Below are 19,844 nucleotides of genomic sequence, written 5' to 3'. Positions count from 1 at the left end.
ATGACGACGGAAACAGAAGAGCGAAGAAATGACCAATCTCACTCCCTCCGGTTTCCTCAGCGTCGGCGGCGCCAGCCTCGAATACAAATGGCTCGCGCCGCAGGCCGCAGATGCGCCGACCATCGTCATGCTGCACGAAGGCCTCGGCTCCGTCGGGCTGTGGAGCGATTTTCCGGAAAAGCTCCAGCAAGCCACCGGCGCGGGCGTCTTCGCCTATTCGCGCGCCGGCTACGGCCAGTCGAGCCCGGTCGCGTTGCCGCGGCCGCTCGATTACATGCAGCGCGAGGCGCTCGACATACTGCCGAAAGTGCTCGATGCGATTCCCTTCAGGCGCGGCCTGCTGCTCGGCCATTCCGACGGCGCTTCGATCGCGGCGATCTATGCCGGCGCGCATCAGGATCATCGCCTGCAAGGCATCGCGCTGATCGCGCCGCATTTCATTGTCGAGGACATCTCGGTGACATCGATCGCCGCGATCAAGACGGTCTACGAGACCACCGACCTCAAGACAAAGCTGTCGCGCTGGCACAAGGATGTCGACAACGCCTTTTATGGCTGGAACGGGGCTTGGCTCGACCCGAAATTCCGCGACTGGGACATCTCGGAATATCTGGCCTACATCCGCATTCCCGTCCTGGTTGTGCAGGGTGAAAACGACCAATATGGGACACTGCGTCAGGCCGAGATTGTGCAAGCCGAATGTTACTGTCCGGTAGATCTAGAAATCATTTCAGACGCGGGCCATTCCCCGCATCGTGAAGCGCCCCGAGTGACGCTTGACGCCATCGGGCAATTCGCAAAGGCAGCCCTGCGCGACGATCGGGGACTTCAGGGACGCGCCGCATGATTTTGCGGAGGCGCGCTCGGGGCGGTGGTGCGATCTCCATAGTCATAGTCGCCATGAAGCAAAGTGCATATATCGCCCATTAAGGACTAGACGCGCTCCAGAAGATGCATTATTGTGCATCTAACGGTAAAACCAAGACGAGCTCAAGGGTGGCCCATGGCCGGGGAAGATCGGCGCCTCGCAGGCGGCGCGACATTCATCGATTTCCAGACTGAACCGTCTCGCTACAAGCACTGGAAGCTTGCGGTCGACGGCAACATCGCGACGCTGACGATGGATGTCGACGAGAACGGCGGCCTGTTCGAGGGCTATCTGCTCAAGCTCAATTCCTACGATCTCGGCGTCGATATCGAACTCGCCGACGTGGTCCAGCGGCTGCGCTTCGAGCACCCGGACGTGAAAGTCGTGCTGATGCGCTCGGCCAAGAACCGCGTGTTCTGCGCCGGCGCCAACATCCGCATGCTGGCGGGCTCGACCCATGCCCACAAGGTGAACTTCTGCAAATTCACCAACGAAACCCGCAACGGCATGGAAGACTCTTCGGAGAATTCCGGCCAGCGCTTCATCACGGTGGTGAACGGCTCGGCCGCCGGCGGCGGCTATGAGCTGGCGCTCGCGACCGACCACATCATTCTCGCCGACGACGGCGCTTCTGCGGTTGCTTTGCCCGAAGTGCCGCTGCTTGCGGTGTTGCCGGGCACCGGCGGCCTCACTCGTGTCGTCGATAAGCGCAAGGTGCGCCGCGACCACGCTGATTTCTTCTGCACCATCGAGGAAGGCGTCAAGGGCAAGCGCGCCGTACAATGGCGCCTGGTCGACGAGATCGCGCCGAATTCGAAGCTGGAAGCCAGGATCGCCGAGCGGGCCAAAGAATTCGCGGGCTCTTCGAAGCGCGCCGGCAGCGGTAAGGGCGTTGCACTGACCCCGCTCAGGCGCGTCATCGACGAGACCAGCCTGCGTTACGGCTTCGTCACAGTCGATATCGACCGCACTGCCCGCATCGCCACCATCTCGATCAAGGCGCCGGAGGCCGCGCCGCCTGCCGACATCGACGGGATGATGGCGCAGGGCGCTGCGTTCTGGCCGCTCCAGGTCGCGCGCGAGCTCGACGACGCCATCCTGCATCTGCGCATCAACGAGCTCGAGATCGCCATGCTCGTGTTCAAGAGCCACGGCGACCGCGCCCATGTGCTGGCATCCGACGCCTTCCTCGAAGCCAACAAGGCGCATTGGCTGGTCAACGAGATCCGCCATTACTGGAAGCGCGTGCTCAAGCGCATCGACGTCACCTCGCGCACGCTGGTGACGCTGGTCGAGCCCGGCTCCTGCTTTGCCGGCACGCTGGCCGAGCTCGTGTTCGCCGCCGACCGCTCCTACATGCTGATCGGCACGCGCCAGGGCGACAACCAGCCGCCGCCGGCGATCGAGCTCTCGGCGATGAATTTCGGCCCGTATCCGATGAGCCATGGCCTGACGCGGCTGCAATCGCGCTTCCAGGCTGATCCCTCCGATGTGAACCGCGCAGAGGACACCGTCGGGACCACGCTCGACGCCGAGGCGGCCGAGGAGCTCGGTCTTGTCACCTTCGCGCTCGACGACATCGACTGGGACGACGAGGTCCGCGTGTTTCTGGAGGAGCGCGCCAGCTTCTCGCCCGACAGCCTCACCGGCATGGAAGCGAGCCTGCGCTTCGTCGGCCCGGAGACGATGGAATCGAAAATTTTTTCGCGCCTGACCGCGTGGCAGAACTGGATCTTCCAGCGCCCCAACGCCGTCGGCGAGGAAGGCGCGCTGCGCCGCTACGGCAGCGGCCAGAAGCCGAAATTCGATATGACGCGCGTTTAGGGAGAAGCCCGGCCATGAACATCATGAACGTCGACTACTCGACCAAGATTCCGAATAACGTCAATCTCGCCGAAGACCGTCAGGTGCTGAAGGCGCTCGAAGGCTGGCATCCCGGCTACATGGATTGGTGGAGCGACATGGGGCCCGAAGGCTTCCAGGAGTCGCTGGTGTACTTGCGCACCGCTTACTCGGTCGATCCGCGGGGCTGGGCCAAGTTCGACTATGTCCGCATGCCCGATTATCGCTGGGGCATTCTGCTGGCGCCGCAGGAAGAAAATCGCGTCGTTCCCTTCGGCGAGCATTTTGGCGAGCCTGCCTGGCAGGAAGTCCCGGGCGAGTATCGCGCCATGCTGCGCCGCCTGATCGTGATCCAGGGCGACACCGAGCCGGCTTCCGTCGAGCAGCAACGTCACCTCGGCAAGACCGCGCCTTCGCTCTACGACATGCGCAACCTGTTCCAGGTCAATGTCGAGGAAGGCCGTCACCTCTGGGCGATGGTCTACCTGCTTCAGAAATATTTTGGCCGCGACGGTCGCGAGGAGGCCGACGATTTGTTGCGCCGCCGCTCGGGCGACGCGGATAGCCCACGCATGCTCGGCGCCTTCAACGAGGCGACGCCGGACTGGCTGTCCTTCTTCATGTTCACCTATTTCACCGATCGCGACGGCAAGATGCAGCTCCACTCGCTGGCGCAGTCGGGCTTCGATCCGCTGTCGCGCACCTGCCGCTTCATGCTGACCGAAGAAGCTCATCACATGTTCGTCGGCGAGACCGGCATCACCCGCGTCGTGCAGCGCACCTGCGATGCCATGCGCGAAGCCGGCATCACCGATCCCTCCGATATCGCAAAAGTCCGCGCGCTCGGCGTGATTGATCTTCCGACCATCCAGAAGAAGCTGAACCTGCACTATACGCTGTCGCTTGATCTCTTTGGCTCGGAAGTCTCGACCAACGCGGCCAACGCCTTCAACACCGGCATCAAGGGCCGCTATCACGAGACCCAGATCGACGACGATCACCAGCTCAAGAACGCGACCTATCCGGTGCTCAAGTTCATCAACGGCGAGATCAAGCTGGTGGACGAGCCGGCGCTGACCGCGCTCAACATGCGCCTGCGCGACGATTACAGCCAGGATTGCGTCAAGGGCATGCTGCGCTGGAACAAGGTGATCTCGACCGCGGGCTATGATTTCCAGCTCAAACTGCCCAACGTCGCCTTCCACCGCCACATTGGCGAGTTCAAGGGCATCCACGCGACGCCCGACGGTCTTTTGATCGACGATGCCTCCTGGGCCAGCCGCAAGGACGATTGGCTGCCCTCGAGCGCCGATGGCGACTTCATCACTTCGCTGATGCAGCCCGTCACCGAGACCGGCCAGTTCGCCTCCTGGATCTCGCCGCCGAAAGTCGGCATCGACAACAAGCCGGGCGATTTCGAGTACGTGAAGATCGAGTCGTAGCGTCGGGGGCTGACGCTCTCGCTCGACGCAGACTGTCATCACCCACGAAAGCGGGTGATCCAGTACTCCGCGGCAGCAGTGATTCAGCCGATGGGCCGCAGCGTACTGGATGCCCCGGTCAAGCCGGGGCATGACAGCGGAGTGCGAGGCGCGAACTTTGCAGAACCCCGTCGCCTACCCCGCGATCTCCAGCCCGGCATTCGCATACACCACGCCGCCATCGACGGCGATGGTGTTGCCGACTACGTAATCGCCCGCGCGCGAGGCGAGGTAGATCGCAACGCCCGCCATGTCCTCGTCGGTTCCGATGCGCCGCGCCGGAATGCGCTTGGCGACGTCGTCCGAATGGTCGCGCGCGGCGCGGTTCATGTCCGATTTGAACGCGCCCGGCGCGATCGCGGTGACGTTGATGTTGTCCTTGATCAGCTTCGTCGCCATGCGCCGCGTCAGGTGGATCACCGCGGCCTTGCTGGCGGCATAGGAATAGGTCTCGCCCGGATTGACGAAGATGCCGTCGACCGAGGCGATGTTGATGACCTTGGCGGGCCGCTCGTGCGAAGCCGCCGCGCGGAGCGGTTTTGCCAGCGCCTTGGTCAGGAAGAACAGCGACTTGACGTTGAGGTCCATCACCTTGTCCCAGCCGCTCTCGGGGAATTCGTCGAACTCCGCGCCCCAAGCGGCGCCGGCATTGTTGACGAGGATATCGAGCTTCGGCTCCAGCCTGATGATTTCGGCAGCCAGCTTGTCGCAACCTTCGACGGTCGAGATGTCGATCGGCAGCGCGATGCATTCGCCGTCATATTGTGCCGAGAGCTCTTTTGCCGTGGCTTCGCACGGCCCTGCTTTGCGCGCGGTGATGTAGACCTTCGCCGCGCCTTGCGCGAGGAAGCCTGCCGCGATCATCTTGCCGATGCCGCGCGAGCCGCCGGTCACGAGCGCGACGCGGCCCTTGAGTGAGAACAGATCGTTGAACATGATGCCTCCCTTGCGTTGGCGACGTTTTGAGCGCGGCGGGGGAGGGCTGTCAATCTTGTCGTAGTCCTGGCTTTCGTCTGGACGACGCCGGAATGTGCGATAGCAGCGGAGTTGACGCTACGCCGCCGCAAACCGGCGAAAGCCGTTCCACATTGCGGTCGCGGCGCCGGAGGTCAGCACCGGCAGAATGCGTGCGTCCTGGTAGTTGCCGTTCAACGAGACGCGCGGCAGCGCGGTCATGTGGCCGGCGTTCTCGGCGAACAGCATGCCCGGCCGTGTCGTCACCGCGGTCTTGAAGCCGGCTGAGGCGGCCAGCGCGAATTCGCGCATCCCCGCCGCCTCGCGGTCGCCATAGGGGTAGGCGAGATGCTGCACCTGGCGCTCCAGCGTAGTCTCGATCCGCGCCCGGCTTACGGCCATCTCCTGCGCGGCGATCTCCTCGCTCTGCCTGGCGAGATTGCAATGACTGATGGTGTGGGCGCCGATCGTGACCAGCGGATCGGCCGCGAGCCGCTTCACCTCGTGCCAGGTCAGGCAGAGGCTGCGGCACAGCGCGGCCATGTCGACATCGTACTTCGCGCAGAGCGCCTCGATCTCGCGCTTCAGATCGTGCTCGCCCGGCAGCGCGCGCAGCCAGTCGTGCAGGCGGTCGAATGCCGCCTGCTTCGCGGCCGGCGTCGTTGCGTCGAGCCGAAGCGCGGAATGGCCGATCTGCACGTCGACCTGCTCGGCCTTGGCGATCACGGCCTCCAGCGCGGCCCACCACAGCCGGCCGGTGCCCTCGGCGAAGTCGCTGGCGACATAGATGGTCGCGGGCGCGGCAAATTCGCGCAGCACCGGCAGGGCATGGTCCTGATTGTCGCGATAGCCATCGTCGAGGGTGAAGGCGGCGAAGCGACGGTCGAACCGGCCCTGAACCAGCCGTTCGTGCAACTCATCCATGCCGACAATGTCGATCTCGCGCGAACGCAAATGGCACAGGGTCGCGCGCAGGAAATCCGGGGTGACCTCGAGATGCCGGTTCGGCTGGAACGCGCCCTCACGGGCCGGCCGCACGTGGTGCAGCATGAAAATGGCGCCGACGCCCGACAGCAGCGGCCGCAGCAGATGGTGCGCCCCGCTGAAATACAGCGCTTCCAGCCCGGCGCGGATGATGTTGTTACGGAGTTGTTTCATGACCGGCTGGCCGCCCCTGGGCATTCCGCCCTCAACTTAAGGAATGACCCTTGAAGAAAAAGTTATTCCAATTGTCCACGCACGGCCTCCGAAAGGGCCGCATTTCCGGTTTGACAGCCCGCCAAGGGTTTGTTTTGTCTCCGGTTCCAGAGTTCGGGTCGTCGAATGCAGAAGCTTTTCAGGTGGGCCAGCAAATGGTGGCCGGGGTTGATCCCCCTCGCCGTCATGTGGGGATTTGCGGCCTGGAATGACACCTTGCCGGTCGAGGCTGACCTGTCGGCTCGCAGTTCCGCCGCACTCAAGGACACCGTTCTGGACAAGACCCGGATCGCGGTCGACGGTCGCGACGTCAGCTTGGCGGCCGACGCCTTCTCCGAGGAGGGCCGCCGCGACGCGGTCATGGCGGTCGAGAATGTTGCCGGCGTGCGCCTGGTCGACGATGCCACCCGGCTGGCTCCCGAAGCAAAACCCTTCGTCTGGAACGCCGAGCGCGACGTGGTGCGGGTGACGCTGTCGGGCTCCGCGCCGCTGCCGTCGATGAAGGACCGGCTGGCGGAGGCCGCGCGCAAGGAGGTCGGTGGCGTCGAGGTGGCCGATCAGATGGGCTTGGCCCGCGGTGCGCCGCCGCGGTTCGAGGCCGCCGCGATGCTGCTGCTCGACCAGATCGGCAAGCTCAAGGACGGCAAGATCACGATCACCGATACCAAGGTCAATCTGTCGGGCATGGCGCGCGACCTCGGCGGCCGCGAGGCGATCGCAGCCGCGCTGAAGAACCTCCCCGAGGGCTTCTCGATCGCCGCCAACGAGATCAAGGCGCCGCCTTACATCTTCCAGGCCTACAAGGATCCGGTCGCGGCCACCGTGACGCTGACCGGCTACGTGCCCGACAACAACGTTCACGCCAACATCGCGACCAGCGTGTCGCGAAAACTCTTCAACGAGAAGGTTGTCGACAATCTGAAGGCCAGCATCGGCGCGCCCACCTCCTTCAACATCGCCGTGGTCGCAGCGCTCGGCGCGCTGTCGCGGCTGTCGACCGGCACACTCGTCGTGTCCGATCGCGAGGTCAAGTTGTCGGGCGATGCGCTGTACGAAGGTGCTGCGAATGAGATCCGTGCGGGTCTCGGCAAGGACTTTCCGAAGAATTGGCAATACAAACCCGAGATCACGGTGAAGCCCGCGGCAGGGCCGGTCGACGGCACCGTCTGCCAGCAATTGTTCTCGGAGCTGTTGGCCAAGGGCAAGATCCGCTTCGAATCCAAGCGCGCCGACATCGATCCTGATTCCGCCGGCATTCTCGACCATCTGATCGAGACCGCGCTGCGCTGTCCCACCAGCAATATCGAGGTCGCCGGCCACACTGATTCCGACGGCGAAGACGCTTTCAACCAGGCGCTCTCGGAGAAGCGCGCGCAATCGGTGATCGACTATCTGGTCAAGGCCGGCCTGCCGGCTGACCGTTTCACCGCGGTCGGCTATGGCAGCACGCAGCCCGTCGCCGGCAATGACACCGACGACGGCAAGGCGCAAAACCGCCGCATCGAATTTCTGGTGAGGTGACGATGCCCTATCTCGTCTCGTTCCATATGGGCTGGCTGATCGGCTCGCTGCTGCTGGGCTTTTGCATGGGCTGGATTTCCGTGGTCCAGCGCGGCAACGGGACCTCGAAGACGACCGCGCGCTGGCTCGCCGTGCTCGTTGCGGGACTGGTTGCGGCTTCGTTTGCGCATGTCGTCCCGGGTCGTTTCGGCTACTGGCTCGATCTCGGCCTGATCATGTTCGCCTGCTACCTCGTCGGCTGCACCATCGGTGCGTGGCTGCGCTATTGGGTGGTCTCGCGCAGCCAGCCTGCGGCTCTGTGATGTTGCCATGCACCCTGACCGTTGGGAATGAGGGCGCGGCGCTCCCGGCTTTTGGCCTATCGGAAAATCCTTGCACAATCGCTGCGGGTGTCCCTCTTACAACAGGCGGATGCGGCCTATAGATTGATTTCGGCTTAAGGCGTGACGGAACATTGTGCAGCCGAAATCATCAAAACTTCATGGCCCCTGCGCAGGATTGCCATGGAGATTCGCCTCAGCCTTGCCGCCGAAAGCGCCAAACCGTGCATCAGGAGCCCGCAACCCTGCCTAAAATACTGAAAGCACGTGTTTTTGTTCGAATTGGCGAATTCCACTCCGGCGCAAAACGCGCTAGTGGAAGGGCGGGGGGCATGCGCGATGCCGGAGCCGGCGGCGAGGGGTCGTTGAGTGCCAGTGCGTCGTTCGCCCGTTCGCCGGCCACCCTGGCCGCTGAAGCGTTGTTCGAGGTCTAGATGCTGGAAGCCATACGCAGGGCGATGTCGGTTCTGCGCCAGAAGCAAATCCTGCATAAGCTTGGAGTTGTGATCAGCATCGCGGTCATCGGCATCGCTTGCTATGTGCTCTACCACATGCTGCGCGGCATCGACATGAACGAGGTGATCGAAGCGATCAAGAGCACCGAGCCGCGCCAGATTGCGATGGCGGCGCTGTTTGTCGCCGCGGGCTATTTCACGCTGACCTTCTACGATCTGTTCGCCGTGCGCGCGATCGGCCATTCCCACGTGCCCTATCGCATCAACGCGCTCGCGGCCTTCTCCAGTTATTCGATCGGGCACAACGTCGGCGCCAGCGTCTTCACCGGCGGTGCGGTGCGCTATCGCATCTATTCCGCCTATGGCCTCAACGCGATCGACGTCGCCAAGATCTGCTTCCTCGCCGGCCTCACCTTCTGGCTCGGCAACGCCGCCGTGCTCGGCCTCGGCATCTCCTATCATCCGGAGGCGGCCACTGCGATCGACCAGCTGCCGCCCTGGCTGAACCGGACGATCGCGATGATGATCCTCGCCGCATTGGTCGGCTATGTGGTCTGGGTCTGGACCCAGCCGCGTGCGGTCGGCCGCGGTCCCTGGACCGTGGTGCTGCCGGGCGGCCCGCTGACGCTGTTGCAGATCGCGATCGGCATCATCGATCTCGGCTTCTGCGCGCTCGCGATGTACGTGCTGGTCCCGGACGAGCCCAATCTCGGCTTCGTCGTGGTCGCGGTGATCTTCGTCTCGGCGACGCTGCTCGGCTTCGCCAGCCATTCGCCCGGCGGGCTCGGGGTGTTCGACGCCGCCATGCTGGTCGGCCTCTGGCAGATGGACCGGGAGGAACTGCTCGGCGGTATGCTGCTGTTCCGCGTCCTCTATTATTTGTCGCCCTTCGTCATATCTGTAATCTTGCTGACGTTTCGCGAGGTTATCATCGGCGCCCGATCGAAGCGCCTGCAGCAGGCGGCGCTCAAGCTCGATCCAGGCCCACCGCCTGAAGCCGCCTATGTGAGAGAGCGTAGAGACAGCGGCGTCTGACCGGCACAAGCCCTTAAGGAGAAGCCCGCCCCGATGGCGATCGACGCTCCCTCGTCTCCCTCCGCCCAGCCATGGTCCGACCGGCTGCGGCACTCGACCATCATCCTGATCGCCGCAGCGCTGGCGCTGTCGGTGGTCGTGTCGCTCGGCGAATTGTCGGTGGTGCGCGCGGCGACTGTGTTCCTCTGCATCGCGGCCGCTGCGCTGATCCCCTGGCGGCTGCATGATACCGCCGCCTCGCGCGAGGACACCCGCCGTGTCAATCCGGTCGAAAACGCGGCAGTGGCCGCGGTGGTCGCCGGCATGCCGGATCCGGCCGTGCTGCTCGACCGCGCCGGCCGCGTCATCCATCTCAATGCCGCGGCCGCCCAGCTCGCGCCGGCGCTGCGCAGGAACGAACTCGCCCAGTTCGCGCTGCGCTCCCCGGAGATCATCACGGCGCTTCGCGAGTCGATTGCGACCACCGAGCCACGGCGCGCGACCTATCTCGACCATGTGCCGGTCGATCGCTGGATGGAGCTGATCATCACCCCGGTGCCGGTGCCGACCAATTTCGGTGGCGCCGACAAATGCATGCTGATGACCTTCCACGACCAGACGCCGCTGCGCCGGGTCGAGGAGATGCGCGCCGACTTCGTCGCCAATGCCAGCCACGAATTGCGCACGCCGCTGGCTGCGCTCTCCGGCTTCATCGATACGCTCCAGGGCCAGGCCAAGGACGATCCCAAGGCGCGCGAGCGCTTCCTCGGCATCATGCACAACCAGGCGACCCGCATGGCGCGCCTGATCGACGATCTGCTGTCCCTGTCGCGGGTGGAGCTGTCGGCCCATGTGCGGCCGGATACCCTGGTCGACCTGCTGCCGATCATCTTCCAGGTCGCCGACGGGCTCGAGCCGCTGGCCCGGGAACGCCAGGTCGAGGTCGAGACCCATTTGCCGGAAGGGCCGGTGATGATCGCGGGTGATCGTGAGGAACTGCTGCGCCTGTTCGAGAATCTGATCGAGAACGCGCTCAAATATGGCGCCTCGGGCGGACGCGTCATCGTGTCGCTGACATCAGGCACGGCCACTGATGGAGCTCAGGAAATCCGGGTCCTGGTGCGCGATTTCGGCCCCGGCATCGCGCCCGAGCACCTGCCGCGCCTGACCGAGCGCTTCTACCGGGTGGACGTCGGCGACAGCCGCTCTCAGGGCGGAACCGGATTGGGATTATCGCTGGTGAAACATATTCTTAACCGTCATCGCGGACGGCTTTTGATCGAAAGCGTGCCCAGACAGGGCGCCACTTTCACCGCATGTTTTCCCCAGGCCAGGCCTGCGGTTCCAGTCTAAAACAACCGCGATTTCAGTTGCTTAGCTCCGTCATCCGACTGTCACGAAACCTTCGTAAAAGCACAGCCGACCGCTCCTAAAGGGGCGGCACGGGGAGCGCGATCGGGCGCGGATGGCGCTTCGCTCCCCTGTATGGAGACCAGCATGAATTTCATCAAAACTATCGTCGCTGCTGGCTTGGTCGCCGCATCGTCGTCGGCTTACGCCGCCGATATTACGGGCGCAGGTTCCAGCTTCATCTTCCCGGTTCTTTCCAAGTGGGCTGACGCGTACAAGAAGGATACCGGCGGAGTCGTGAACTACCAGTCGATCGGATCGGGTGCCGGCATCAAGCAGGTACAGGCCAAGACCGTGACCTTCGGCGCCACCGACGCTCCGCTGAAGTCGGATCAGCTCGACAAGGACGGTCTTGCGCAGTGGCCCATGATCATGGGCGCCATCGTTCCGGTGGTGAATATCGACGGTGTGAAGCCCGGCGACATCATGCTCGACGGTCAGACCCTTGCCGACATCTTCCAGGCCAAGATCACCAAGTGGGACGATCCTGCGATCAAGAAGCTCAATCCGAAGGTCACTCTGCCCTCGGCGGCGATCTCGATCGTGCATCGTTCGGACGCTTCTGGAACATCCTTCAATTTCACTGACTATCTGGCGAAAGTCAGCGCGGATTGGAAGTCCAAGGTCGGTTCCGGCACCGCCGTCGAATGGCCGGCAGGCGTCGGCGCAAAGGGCAACGAGGGCGTTTCCGCCAACGTTGGCCAGACCAAGAACTCGATCGGTTACGTCGAGTATGCCTATGCCAAGCAGAACAAGCTGACTTATACCGGGCTGGTCAACAAGGCCGGCAAGGCTGTGCAGCCGACCAACGAGGGTTTCCAGGCCGCGGCTTCGAATGCCGACTGGGCACATGCGCCTGGCTACTACCTGATCCTGACCGACCAGCCGGGTGACAAGTCCTGGCCGATCGTGGCCTCGACCTTCATCCTGATCCACAAGGACGCGACCGACAAGGCGGCCGTCCAGGACGCGCTCAAGTTCTTCAAGTTCTCCTTCGATAAGGGCGCGAAGATGGCCGAGGACCTCGACTACATCCCGATGCCCGAGCCGGTGATCAAGCAGATCGAGAAGACCTGGTCGGCGGACATCAAGAGCTGATTGCGAAAAGCTTTCCCCGGGGACCGCGGCGAACGTGATGCGCCGCCGCCGTCTCCGGGGGGCTTGCCCGCAAAGAGCGATCGATCCGGATGCGACGCACGACAGTCGTAGCGCCGCATCCGGGCGACCAGATCGATCCAGCAAAAAACAGGTAGATTGAGTAAGGGGCTCGGGCGTGGCAGAGATGACCGTACAAAGCGACTCGCAGGTTTTGGAAGCCGCCGGACCGTACGATCGCGCCAAGGCGTTGAGCGCCTTCAGGCTGGGCGATCTCACATTCTACTGGATTACGCGCGTGAGCGCGATTTCAGTGCTGCTGATCTTGGGCGGCATCATCATTTCCCTGATCATCGGCGCGTGGCCGGCGGCAAAGGCGTTCGGTTTTTCGTTCCTGTTGACCGAGCGCTGGGCCCCTTCCGCGGATCCGCCGGTGCTCGGTGCGCTCACGCCGATGTATGGCACGTTGGTCACGTCGCTGATTGCGATGCTGATCGCAATTCCGGTCGGGCTGGGCATCGCGATCTTCCTGACCGAGCTCTGCCCGCAATGGCTGCGCCGGCCGATCGGCATTGCCATCGAATTGCTCGCCGGCATCCCCTCGATCATCTATGGCATGTGGGGTTTCTTCGTGCTCGGCCCGTTCCTGGCCAACACTTTCCAGCCCTTCATGATCAAGATCTTTGACGGCATTCCCGTGCTCGGCGCGATCTTCGCCGGCCCGCCGTCCTATCTGAGTCTGTTCAACGCGGCGCTGATCCTGGCGATCATGGTATTGCCATTCATCACCGCGATCTCCGTCGACGTCTTCAAGACGGTGCCGCCGGTGTTGAAAGAGGCGGCCTACGGAGTTGGCTGCACCACTTGGGAAGTCGTCCGTAGCGTGGTTATTCCCTACACCCGCGTCGGCGTCATTGGCGGCGTCATGCTGGCGCTGGGCCGTGCGCTCGGCGAGACCATGGCGGTGACCTTCATCATCGGCAATTCGTTCCGTATTTCGTCCTCGATCTTCGCTCCGGGCACCACGATCTCGGCCGCGATTGCCAGCGAGTTCGCCGAGAGCGACGGCTTGCATCAATCCGGCCTGATCCTGCTTGGTTTGCTGCTGTTTGTTCTGACGTTCTTCGTGCTGGCTGCGGCGCGTCTGATGCTGTTGCGGCTGGAAAAGAAGGCGGGGAAGTAACGCCATGAACCCGATCTATGTACGCCGCCGCCGCAAGGACATCGTCATCCGCGGCCTCTGCTTCGCCGCCGCGGCCTTCGGCGTGACCTGGCTCGCACTGATCCTGATCACGTTGCTCTACAACGGCGTGACCGGGCTGACGCTCCAGGTCTTCACCCAAAGCACTCCGCCGCCCGGATCGACCGAAGGCGGCTTGCTCAATGCCATCGTCGGCTCGGTCATCATGACCGTGATCGGAGTCGGCATCGGCGCACCGCTCGGCATGTTCGCCGGTACTTATCTCGCCGAATACGGCCGCAACGACCGTCTGACCTCGGTGATCCGCTTCATCAACGACATCCTGCTCTCGGCGCCCTCGATCATCATCGGCCTGTTCATCTACGGCGCGGTCGTGGTGCCAATGCGCGGCTTCTCGGCATTCGCCGGCTGTCTCGCACTCGCCGTCATCGTGATCCCGGTGGTGCTGCGCACGACCGAGGACATGCTGCTGCTGGTGCCGAACGCGCTGCGTGAGGCCGCCTCGGCGCTCGGTCTGCCGCGCTCGCTGGTGATCAAGCGGATCGCCTATCGCTCGGCGCGCTCGGGCCTGATCACCGGCGTCCTGCTGGCCACCGCCCGCGTCGCCGGTGAAACCGCGCCGCTGCTGTTCACCGCACTGTCGAACCAGTTCTTCAGCCTCAGCCTGACCAAGACGATGGCGAACCTGCCGGTCACCATCAACAACTTCGTGCAGAGCCCCTACGCCTACTGGAAGCAGTTGGCCTGGAGCGGGGCGCTGCTCATCACGCTGACCGTTCTTGCCCTTAATATTGGTGCGCGCATCCTTGGCGCCGAGAGGACCGCAAAATGAGTGATCTTTCCGTATCGATGAGCGCGGCCGGTGGACTGCCGCAAGCGCCAGTGCTGCCGGAGGCGCCCGCCAAGGTGACCGTGCGCAACCTCAACTTCTATTATGGCGAGCACCATGCGCTGAAGAACATCAATTTGGTGCTCGGCGCCAACCGCGTCACGGCGTTCATCGGGCCGTCGGGCTGCGGCAAGTCGACCCTGCTGCGCATCTTCAACCGGATGTACGACCTCTATCCGGGCCAGCGCGTCACCGGTCAGCTGATGCTCGACCAGACCAACATCCTCGACCCCAAGCTCGATCTCAATCTGCTGCGCGCTCGCGTCGGCATGGTGTTCCAGAAGCCGACGCCGTTCCCGATGACGATCTACGAGAACATCGCCTTCGGCATCCGCCTCTATGAGAAGATCTCCAAGTCCGAGATGGACGACCGCGTCGAGAAGGCGCTGCGCGGCGGCGCGCTGTGGAACGAGGTCAAGGACAAGCTCAACGCTTCCGGCCTGTCGCTCTCCGGCGGCCAGCAGCAGCGCCTCTGCATCGCCCGCACCGTCGCGGTGCGGCCCGAGGTGATCCTGTTCGACGAGCCCTGCTCGGCGCTCGACCCGATCTCGACCGCCAAGGTCGAGGAGCTGATCCAGGAATTGTCCGAGAGCTACACGATCGCGATCGTCACCCACAACATGCAGCAAGCGGCCCGCGTCTCCGACAAGACCGCTTTCATGTATCTCGGCGAGCTGATCGAATTCGACGACACCAGCAAGATCTTCACGTCGCCGACCGATCGGCGCACGCAGGATTACATCACCGGCCGGTTCGGCTGAGGAGACGGGACATGGGTTCTGAACATACCGCAAAGGCCTTCGATACCGACCTCCAGGAACTCACCCGGGCGGTCGCGGAAATGGGCGGCCTCGCCGAGCGCATGATCGTCGATTCCGTCGATGCGCTGATTCGCCGCGACGTCGCGCTGGGCCAGCGCGTGGTCGCAACCGACGCGGAGATCGACGCACTCCAGAAGAAGATCGAGGAGCGCGCCGTGCTCACCATCGCCCGCCGCCAGCCGATGGCGGTGGACTTGCGCGAAATTGTTGGCGCCATGCGCGTCGCCACCGACCTCGAGCGGATCGGCGACCTCGCCAAGAACATGGGCAAGCGCGTCGCGGCGCTGGAGACGGATTTCCATCCGCTCAAACTGTTCCGCGGCCTCGAGCACATGACCGACCTCGTGCAGCAGCAGGTCAAGTCGGTGCTGGATGCCTATGCCGCGCATGATCTGCCGGCCGCGATGGCGGTATGGAAGGGCGACGAGGAAGTCGACGCCATCTGCACCTCGCTGTTCCGCGAGCTCCTCACCTACATGATGGAGGATCCGCGTAACATCTCGTTCTGCATCCACCTGATGTTCTGCGCCAAGAACATCGAGCGGATCGGTGACCATGCCACCAACATCGCCGAAACCGTGTTCTACATGATCGAGGGTCAGGCGATGACCGACAAGCGACCGAAGGGCGACATGACGACCTTCGCCGCGCCGATCCCGAATACCTGAATACGCGATACCTGAACACGTAAGGAGCGACGACCCGATGGGCGCACGCATTATGGTGGTTGAAGACGAGGAAGCTCTGACCGAGCTTCTTCGTTACAACCTCGAAGGCGAGGGCTATGACGTCGAGACGGTGATGCGCGGCGACGACGCCGATACCCGCCTCAAGGAGCATATCCCCGACCTGATCGTGCTCGACTGGATGCTGCCGGGGCTGTCCGGCATCGAGCTGTGCCGCCGGCTGCGTACTCGGTCGGATACCAAGCAGCTGCCGATCATCATGCTCACCGCGCGCGGCGAGGAGAGCGAGCGGGTGCGGGGACTGGCGACCGGCGCCGACGATTACATCGTCAAGCCGTTCTCGGTGCCCGAGCTCCTGGCGCGCGTGAAGGGCCTGCTCCGGCGCGCAAGCCCCGAGCGGCTCGCAACCGTGTTGGCTTTCGGCGACATCGAGCTCGATCGCGAGAAGCGTCGCGTGGCGCGCTCGGGCCGGCCGATCGATCTTGGCCCGACCGAATATCGCCTGCTGGAGTTTTTCCTGGAGCATCCCGGCCGCGTGTTCTCGCGCGAGCAGCTGCTCGACAGCGTCTGGGGCCGCGACATCTACATCGACGAGCGCACCGTCGACGTGCACATCGGCCGCCTGCGCAAGCTGCTCAATCTCGGCCGCGAGCAGGACCCGATCCGCACCGTCCGCGGCGCGGGCTATGCGCTCGATGATCGGTTTGCGAAGGCCGAGCAGGCGTCGGGTTGATGTGATTTCGGCGGTCTGAATCGACGAGTGCCGCCATACCCTCCGTTGTCATCCCGGCCCCCCGTGCGCAATTGCGCACCAGGCCGGGACGACCTTCTCGATAGTATTCGCTGAACTCAGCGCGGGCCCGGCTTCACCGGCGCGCGCCGGCGGTCCGATGCCGGCTGATACGCAACCCGCGAGTGCTGGGCGCAGTAGGGCAGGCCGGAGAGCGCCTTGCCGCCGCAGAAGAAGAAATCCGGGCTTGAGGGATCGCCGACCGGCCAGTGGCAGGTCGCCTCGTTCAGTTCAAGCAGCGACAGCCGCTGGCTCATCGGCACCACGTTGTCGTAGGTGACCGGCTCGGCCTCGACCTCGACCTCGAAGGCTTGCGCCAGCGCGGTGTTGCCGCGCGCGATCGGCCGGCTCACCCGCATCATGTGCTGCGCGGGACGCACCTTGCGCGGCCGCGGAGCAGCCGAAGACGGGCTCTTGGCGCGACCGGAGAGGCCGAGCCTGTGTACCTTGCCGATTACGGCGTTGCGGGTCACATTGCCAAGCTCGGCCGCGATCTGGCTGGCCGAAAGTCCGGCCTCCCAGAGCTTCTTAAGCTGCTCGACGCGATCATCTGACCAGGTCAAAACCGTCATTGCACCCTTTCCTTCGCCGGCGCCTGCCATTCTGGGGCGGCACAACGAATGCCTAAGCTTCTAAAAACCCGTGCCGTCAGAATCCCTTAAGGCTCGCCGGGCGCAATGAGACGCCCGAACGTTTACGCCGGTACATGAGGACTCTTGGGATCAGAACCGCTGCACGAGATGTCGTATCTGACAAGCCAAACGCTACAATATGGCGTGACTCGCGCGCAAGAGTCCGCCGACTCGCTTCCACATGTTCCGTGGCCAAAAACCCGCAAAATCGCTACCGCAAGACTACGGAATCATCGTTTCGCGAGGCTTTCCGGGCGGCATTGACACCCGTGGTGCCAAGCATAAGATAGTGACACGTGCCGCCCTTAAAAGGCGGCACGTTTCGTTTTCCGGACCAAATGATGCGCTGCGCAACGCACGTTCAGGCCGTCCGAAACATCCAAGAGACCGTCATGACCAACAGCGCCGCGCCGCATTTGCTCCCCGTTTTCGCCAGGGCCGACATCGGTTTCGAGCGCGGCGAGGGCTGCTGGCTGATCGCGACCAATGGCGATCGCTATCTCGATTTCACTTCGGGTGTGGCGGTGAATGCGCTCGGCCATGCCCATCCCGCGCTGGTCAAGGCGCTGCAGGAGCAGGCGACCAAGCTCTGGCACATGTCGAACCTGTTCCAGAGCCCGGATGGCGAGAAGCTCGCCGCGCGTCTCTGCAACGAGAGCTTCGCGGGCTTCGTATTCTTCTGTAATTCCGGCGCCGAGGCGCTGGAGGGTGTGATCAAGCTGGTCCGCCATCATCACTTCTCCAAGGGGCATCCGGAACGTTACCGCATCGTCACCTTCGAAGGCGCCTTCCACGGCCGCACGCTGGCGACGCTGGCCGCGACGGGAGCTGCAAAATATCTCGAGGGTTTTGGTCCGCCGATGGACGGTTTCGACCAGATCCCGCATGGCGACATCGAGGCCGTGAAGAAAGCAATCGGTCCGCAGACCGCCGGCATCCTGATTGAGCCGATCCAGGGCGAGGGCGGCGTGCGTTCGGCGGCTCCCGCCTTTCTGAAGGCGCTGCGCCAGCTCTGCGACGAGAAGGGCTTGCTGCTCGCGTTCGACGAGGTGCAGACCGGCATGGGCCGTACCGGCGATCTCTTCGCCTACAGGCGCACCGGCGTCACACCTGACGTGATGTCGCTAGCCAAGGCGCTCGGCGGCGGTTTTCCGATCGGCGCGGTGCTGGCGACCGCGGACGCGGCCTCCGGCATGGGGCCCGGCTCGCACGGCTCGACCTTCGGCGGCAATCCGCTGGCGATCTCGGCGGCCAACGCCGTGCTCGACGTCATGCTCGAGCCCGGCTTCTTCGACCACGTGCAGAAGATGTCGCTGCTGTTGAAGCAGAAGCTCGCCTCCGTGATCGACCGTCATCCCGAAATCGTCAGCGAAGTGCGCGGCGAAGGGCTCCTGATCGGCATCAAGGCCGTGGTGCCGTCGGGCGACCTGGTCGCGGCGCTGCGCAATGAAAAGCTGCTCACCGTCGGCGCAGGCGACAATGTCGTGCGCTTCCTGCCGCCGTTGATCGTCACCGAGGCCGAGCTCGAGGACAGCGTTGGACGGCTCGAACGCGCCTGCACTGCGCTATCGGACAACAAGCGGGCGGCAAGCTGATGAGCAAGGGACCCGATAAGACTCCGAAGCACTTCCTGGATATCAACGAGCTGCCGCTGTCGGAGCTCAAGAGCATGCTGGCGGCCTCCTCCGCCATGAAGGCGAAGCAGAAGGCGCATCAGCCGGTCAGGCCGCTCGAAGGCAAGACGCTGGCGATGATCTTCGAGCGCCCGTCGACGCGTACGCGCGTGTCGTTCGACGTCGCCATGCGCCAGCTCGGCGGCGAGCCCATCATGTTAACCGGGGCCGAGATGCAGCTCGGCCGCGGCGAGACCATCGCCGACACCGCGCGCGTGCTGTCGCGCTACGTCGACGCCATCATGATCCGCATCCTCAATCACGAGGCGCTGCTGGAGCTTGCGGCCTACGCCACCGTGCCCGTCATCAACGGCCTGACGCGTCGCTCGCACCCTTGCCAGGTGATGGCCGATCTCATGACCTACGAGGAACATCGCGGCCCGATCGAAGGCAGGACCGTGGCCTGGACCGGTGACGACAACAATGTGCTGGCGTCCTGGGCCCATGCCGCCGAGCGATTCAAGTTCAAGCTCAACGTCGCAACGCCTCCGGAGCTCGCGCCGAAGAAAGTGATGCGCGACTGGATCAAGGCGACGAACGCGCCGATCGTGCTCGGCACTGATGCCGAGGCGGCCGTGAAGGGCGCCGACTGCGTCGTCACCGACACCTGGGTCTCGATGGGCGACAAGGAAGGCGAGCACCGCCACAACGTGCTCAAGCCTTACCAGGTCAATGCCAAGCTGATGTCATTGGCAAAACCCGACGCGCTGTTCATGCATTGCCTGCCGGCCCACCGCGGCGAGGAGGTCACCGACGAGGTGATCGACGGCCCGCAATCGGTCGTGTTCGACGAGGCCGAAAACCGCCTGCACGCGCAGAAGGGCATTTTGGCCTGGTGTTTTGACGCGGTGAAGTAACCCCTGCCTGTAGCCCGGATGGAGCGCAGCGAAATCCGGGTTTGTTTCTGCGAGGGGATGTGGGCCCGGATTACGCAGCGCTCCATCCGGGCTACGCAGGCCGTCGTTTCAACGACGGAATGTGGGCGTTGCTCTTCC

The 19,844-nt window shown here is 63.8% G+C and carries 18 protein-coding genes; 15 read left to right on the top strand and 3 right to left on the bottom strand.

Annotated features, from left to right (window positions below; translation table 11 throughout):
* Window positions 1-28 precede the first annotated feature (28 nt).
* The 3 genes from JJE66_RS08510 to boxB all read left to right on the top strand — a co-directional run bounded on the left by JJE66_RS08510 (window position 29) and on the right by boxB (window position 4,152).
* Window positions 29-847, top strand: a complete 819-nt coding sequence (locus JJE66_RS08510) for an alpha/beta fold hydrolase (RefSeq protein ID WP_200513785.1) — start codon at window positions 29-31, stop codon at window positions 845-847.
* A 156-nt stretch (window positions 848-1,003) separates the two neighbouring features.
* Window positions 1,004-2,692, top strand: coding sequence for a 2,3-epoxybenzoyl-CoA dihydrolase (gene boxC / locus JJE66_RS08505; protein ID WP_200513784.1), 1,689 nt, complete (start codon window positions 1,004-1,006; stop codon window positions 2,690-2,692).
* Window positions 2,693-2,715: 23 nt separating this feature from the next.
* On the top strand, window positions 2,716-4,152 hold the full coding sequence (boxB, locus tag JJE66_RS08500) for a benzoyl-CoA 2,3-epoxidase subunit BoxB (protein WP_200515306.1): 1,437 nt from the start codon (window positions 2,716-2,718) through the stop codon (window positions 4,150-4,152).
* A gap of 174 nt (window positions 4,153-4,326) precedes the next feature.
* On the opposite strand, the gene JJE66_RS08495 is transcribed toward boxB, so the two are convergent.
* Both JJE66_RS08495 and JJE66_RS08490 read right to left on the bottom strand, forming a co-directional pair.
* Window positions 4,327-5,127 (bottom strand): SDR family oxidoreductase, encoded by an 801-nt coding sequence (locus tag JJE66_RS08495; protein WP_200513783.1) that lies wholly within the window; start codon window positions 5,125-5,127, stop codon window positions 4,327-4,329.
* 117 nt (window positions 5,128-5,244) lie between these two features.
* On the bottom strand, window positions 5,245-6,303 hold the full coding sequence (locus JJE66_RS08490; protein ID WP_200513782.1) for a polysaccharide deacetylase family protein: 1,059 nt from the start codon (window positions 6,301-6,303) through the stop codon (window positions 5,245-5,247).
* A gap of 165 nt (window positions 6,304-6,468) precedes the next feature.
* On the opposite strand from JJE66_RS08490, the gene JJE66_RS08485 reads away from it, so the two are divergent.
* The 10 genes from JJE66_RS08485 to phoB all read left to right on the top strand — a co-directional run bounded on the left by JJE66_RS08485 (window position 6,469) and on the right by phoB (window position 16,487).
* On the top strand, window positions 6,469-7,863 hold the full coding sequence (locus tag JJE66_RS08485) for an OmpA family protein (RefSeq protein ID WP_200513781.1): 1,395 nt from the start codon (window positions 6,469-6,471) through the stop codon (window positions 7,861-7,863).
* Window positions 7,864-7,865: 2 nt separating this feature from the next.
* Window positions 7,866-8,165, top strand: a complete 300-nt coding sequence (locus JJE66_RS08480; protein WP_200513780.1) for a hypothetical protein — start codon at window positions 7,866-7,868, stop codon at window positions 8,163-8,165.
* Between the two features lie 452 nt (window positions 8,166-8,617).
* On the top strand, window positions 8,618-9,673 hold the full coding sequence (locus JJE66_RS08475) for a lysylphosphatidylglycerol synthase domain-containing protein (protein WP_200513779.1): 1,056 nt from the start codon (window positions 8,618-8,620) through the stop codon (window positions 9,671-9,673).
* Between the two features lie 33 nt (window positions 9,674-9,706).
* Window positions 9,707-11,005 carry an ATP-binding protein gene (locus tag JJE66_RS08470; RefSeq protein WP_200513778.1) on the top strand — a complete coding sequence of 433 codons (1,299 nt, stop codon included), beginning with the start codon at window positions 9,707-9,709 and terminating at the stop codon, window positions 11,003-11,005.
* A 144-nt stretch (window positions 11,006-11,149) separates the two neighbouring features.
* Entirely contained in the window at window positions 11,150-12,160 is a 1,011-nt protein-coding gene (gene pstS / locus JJE66_RS08465; protein WP_200513777.1) for a phosphate ABC transporter substrate-binding protein PstS, read from the top strand.
* Between the two features lie 184 nt (window positions 12,161-12,344).
* The gene (gene pstC / locus JJE66_RS08460; RefSeq protein WP_200513776.1) at window positions 12,345-13,340 is read left to right on the top strand and encodes a phosphate ABC transporter permease subunit PstC; all 996 of its coding nucleotides are present in this window, start codon (window positions 12,345-12,347) and stop codon (window positions 13,338-13,340) included.
* A gap of 4 nt (window positions 13,341-13,344) precedes the next feature.
* Window positions 13,345-14,190 carry a phosphate ABC transporter permease PstA gene (pstA, locus tag JJE66_RS08455; protein ID WP_200513775.1) on the top strand — a complete coding sequence of 282 codons (846 nt, stop codon included), beginning with the start codon at window positions 13,345-13,347 and terminating at the stop codon, window positions 14,188-14,190.
* Window positions 14,187-15,008: a phosphate ABC transporter ATP-binding protein PstB gene (pstB, locus tag JJE66_RS08450; protein WP_200513774.1), complete on the top strand. Its 822-nt coding sequence runs from the start codon at window positions 14,187-14,189 to the stop codon at window positions 15,006-15,008. The genes pstA and pstB overlap by 4 nt, the downstream gene beginning before the upstream one ends.
* Before the next feature lie 11 nt (window positions 15,009-15,019).
* Window positions 15,020-15,736 (top strand): phosphate signaling complex protein PhoU, encoded by a 717-nt coding sequence (gene phoU, locus JJE66_RS08445; protein ID WP_200513773.1) that lies wholly within the window; start codon window positions 15,020-15,022, stop codon window positions 15,734-15,736.
* 37 nt (window positions 15,737-15,773) lie between these two features.
* Window positions 15,774-16,487 carry a phosphate regulon transcriptional regulator PhoB gene (gene phoB / locus JJE66_RS08440; protein ID WP_200513772.1) on the top strand — a complete coding sequence of 238 codons (714 nt, stop codon included), beginning with the start codon at window positions 15,774-15,776 and terminating at the stop codon, window positions 16,485-16,487.
* A 116-nt stretch (window positions 16,488-16,603) separates the two neighbouring features.
* On the opposite strand, the gene JJE66_RS08435 is transcribed toward phoB, so the two are convergent.
* Window positions 16,604-17,116 carry a GcrA family cell cycle regulator gene (locus JJE66_RS08435; protein ID WP_200513771.1) on the bottom strand — a complete coding sequence of 171 codons (513 nt, stop codon included), beginning with the start codon at window positions 17,114-17,116 and terminating at the stop codon, window positions 16,604-16,606.
* A gap of 452 nt (window positions 17,117-17,568) precedes the next feature.
* On the opposite strand from JJE66_RS08435, the gene JJE66_RS08430 reads away from it, so the two are divergent.
* Together JJE66_RS08430 and argF are read left to right on the top strand one after the other, a co-directional pair.
* Entirely contained in the window at window positions 17,569-18,771 is a 1,203-nt protein-coding gene (locus tag JJE66_RS08430; protein ID WP_200513770.1) for an aspartate aminotransferase family protein, read from the top strand.
* Window positions 18,771-19,706, top strand: coding sequence for an ornithine carbamoyltransferase (gene argF / locus JJE66_RS08425; RefSeq protein WP_200513769.1), 936 nt, complete (start codon window positions 18,771-18,773; stop codon window positions 19,704-19,706). Before JJE66_RS08430 ends, argF begins: the two co-directional genes overlap by 1 nt.
* Window positions 19,707-19,844 lie beyond the last annotated feature (138 nt).

The organism is Bradyrhizobium diazoefficiens (assembly GCF_016612535.1).
In the GTDB taxonomy this organism is placed as follows: Bacteria; Pseudomonadota; Alphaproteobacteria; order Rhizobiales; family Xanthobacteraceae; genus Bradyrhizobium; species Bradyrhizobium diazoefficiens_C.
The sequence above is the reverse complement of the archived record's forward strand: the minus strand, read 5'-3'. Positions and strand labels throughout refer to the sequence as shown.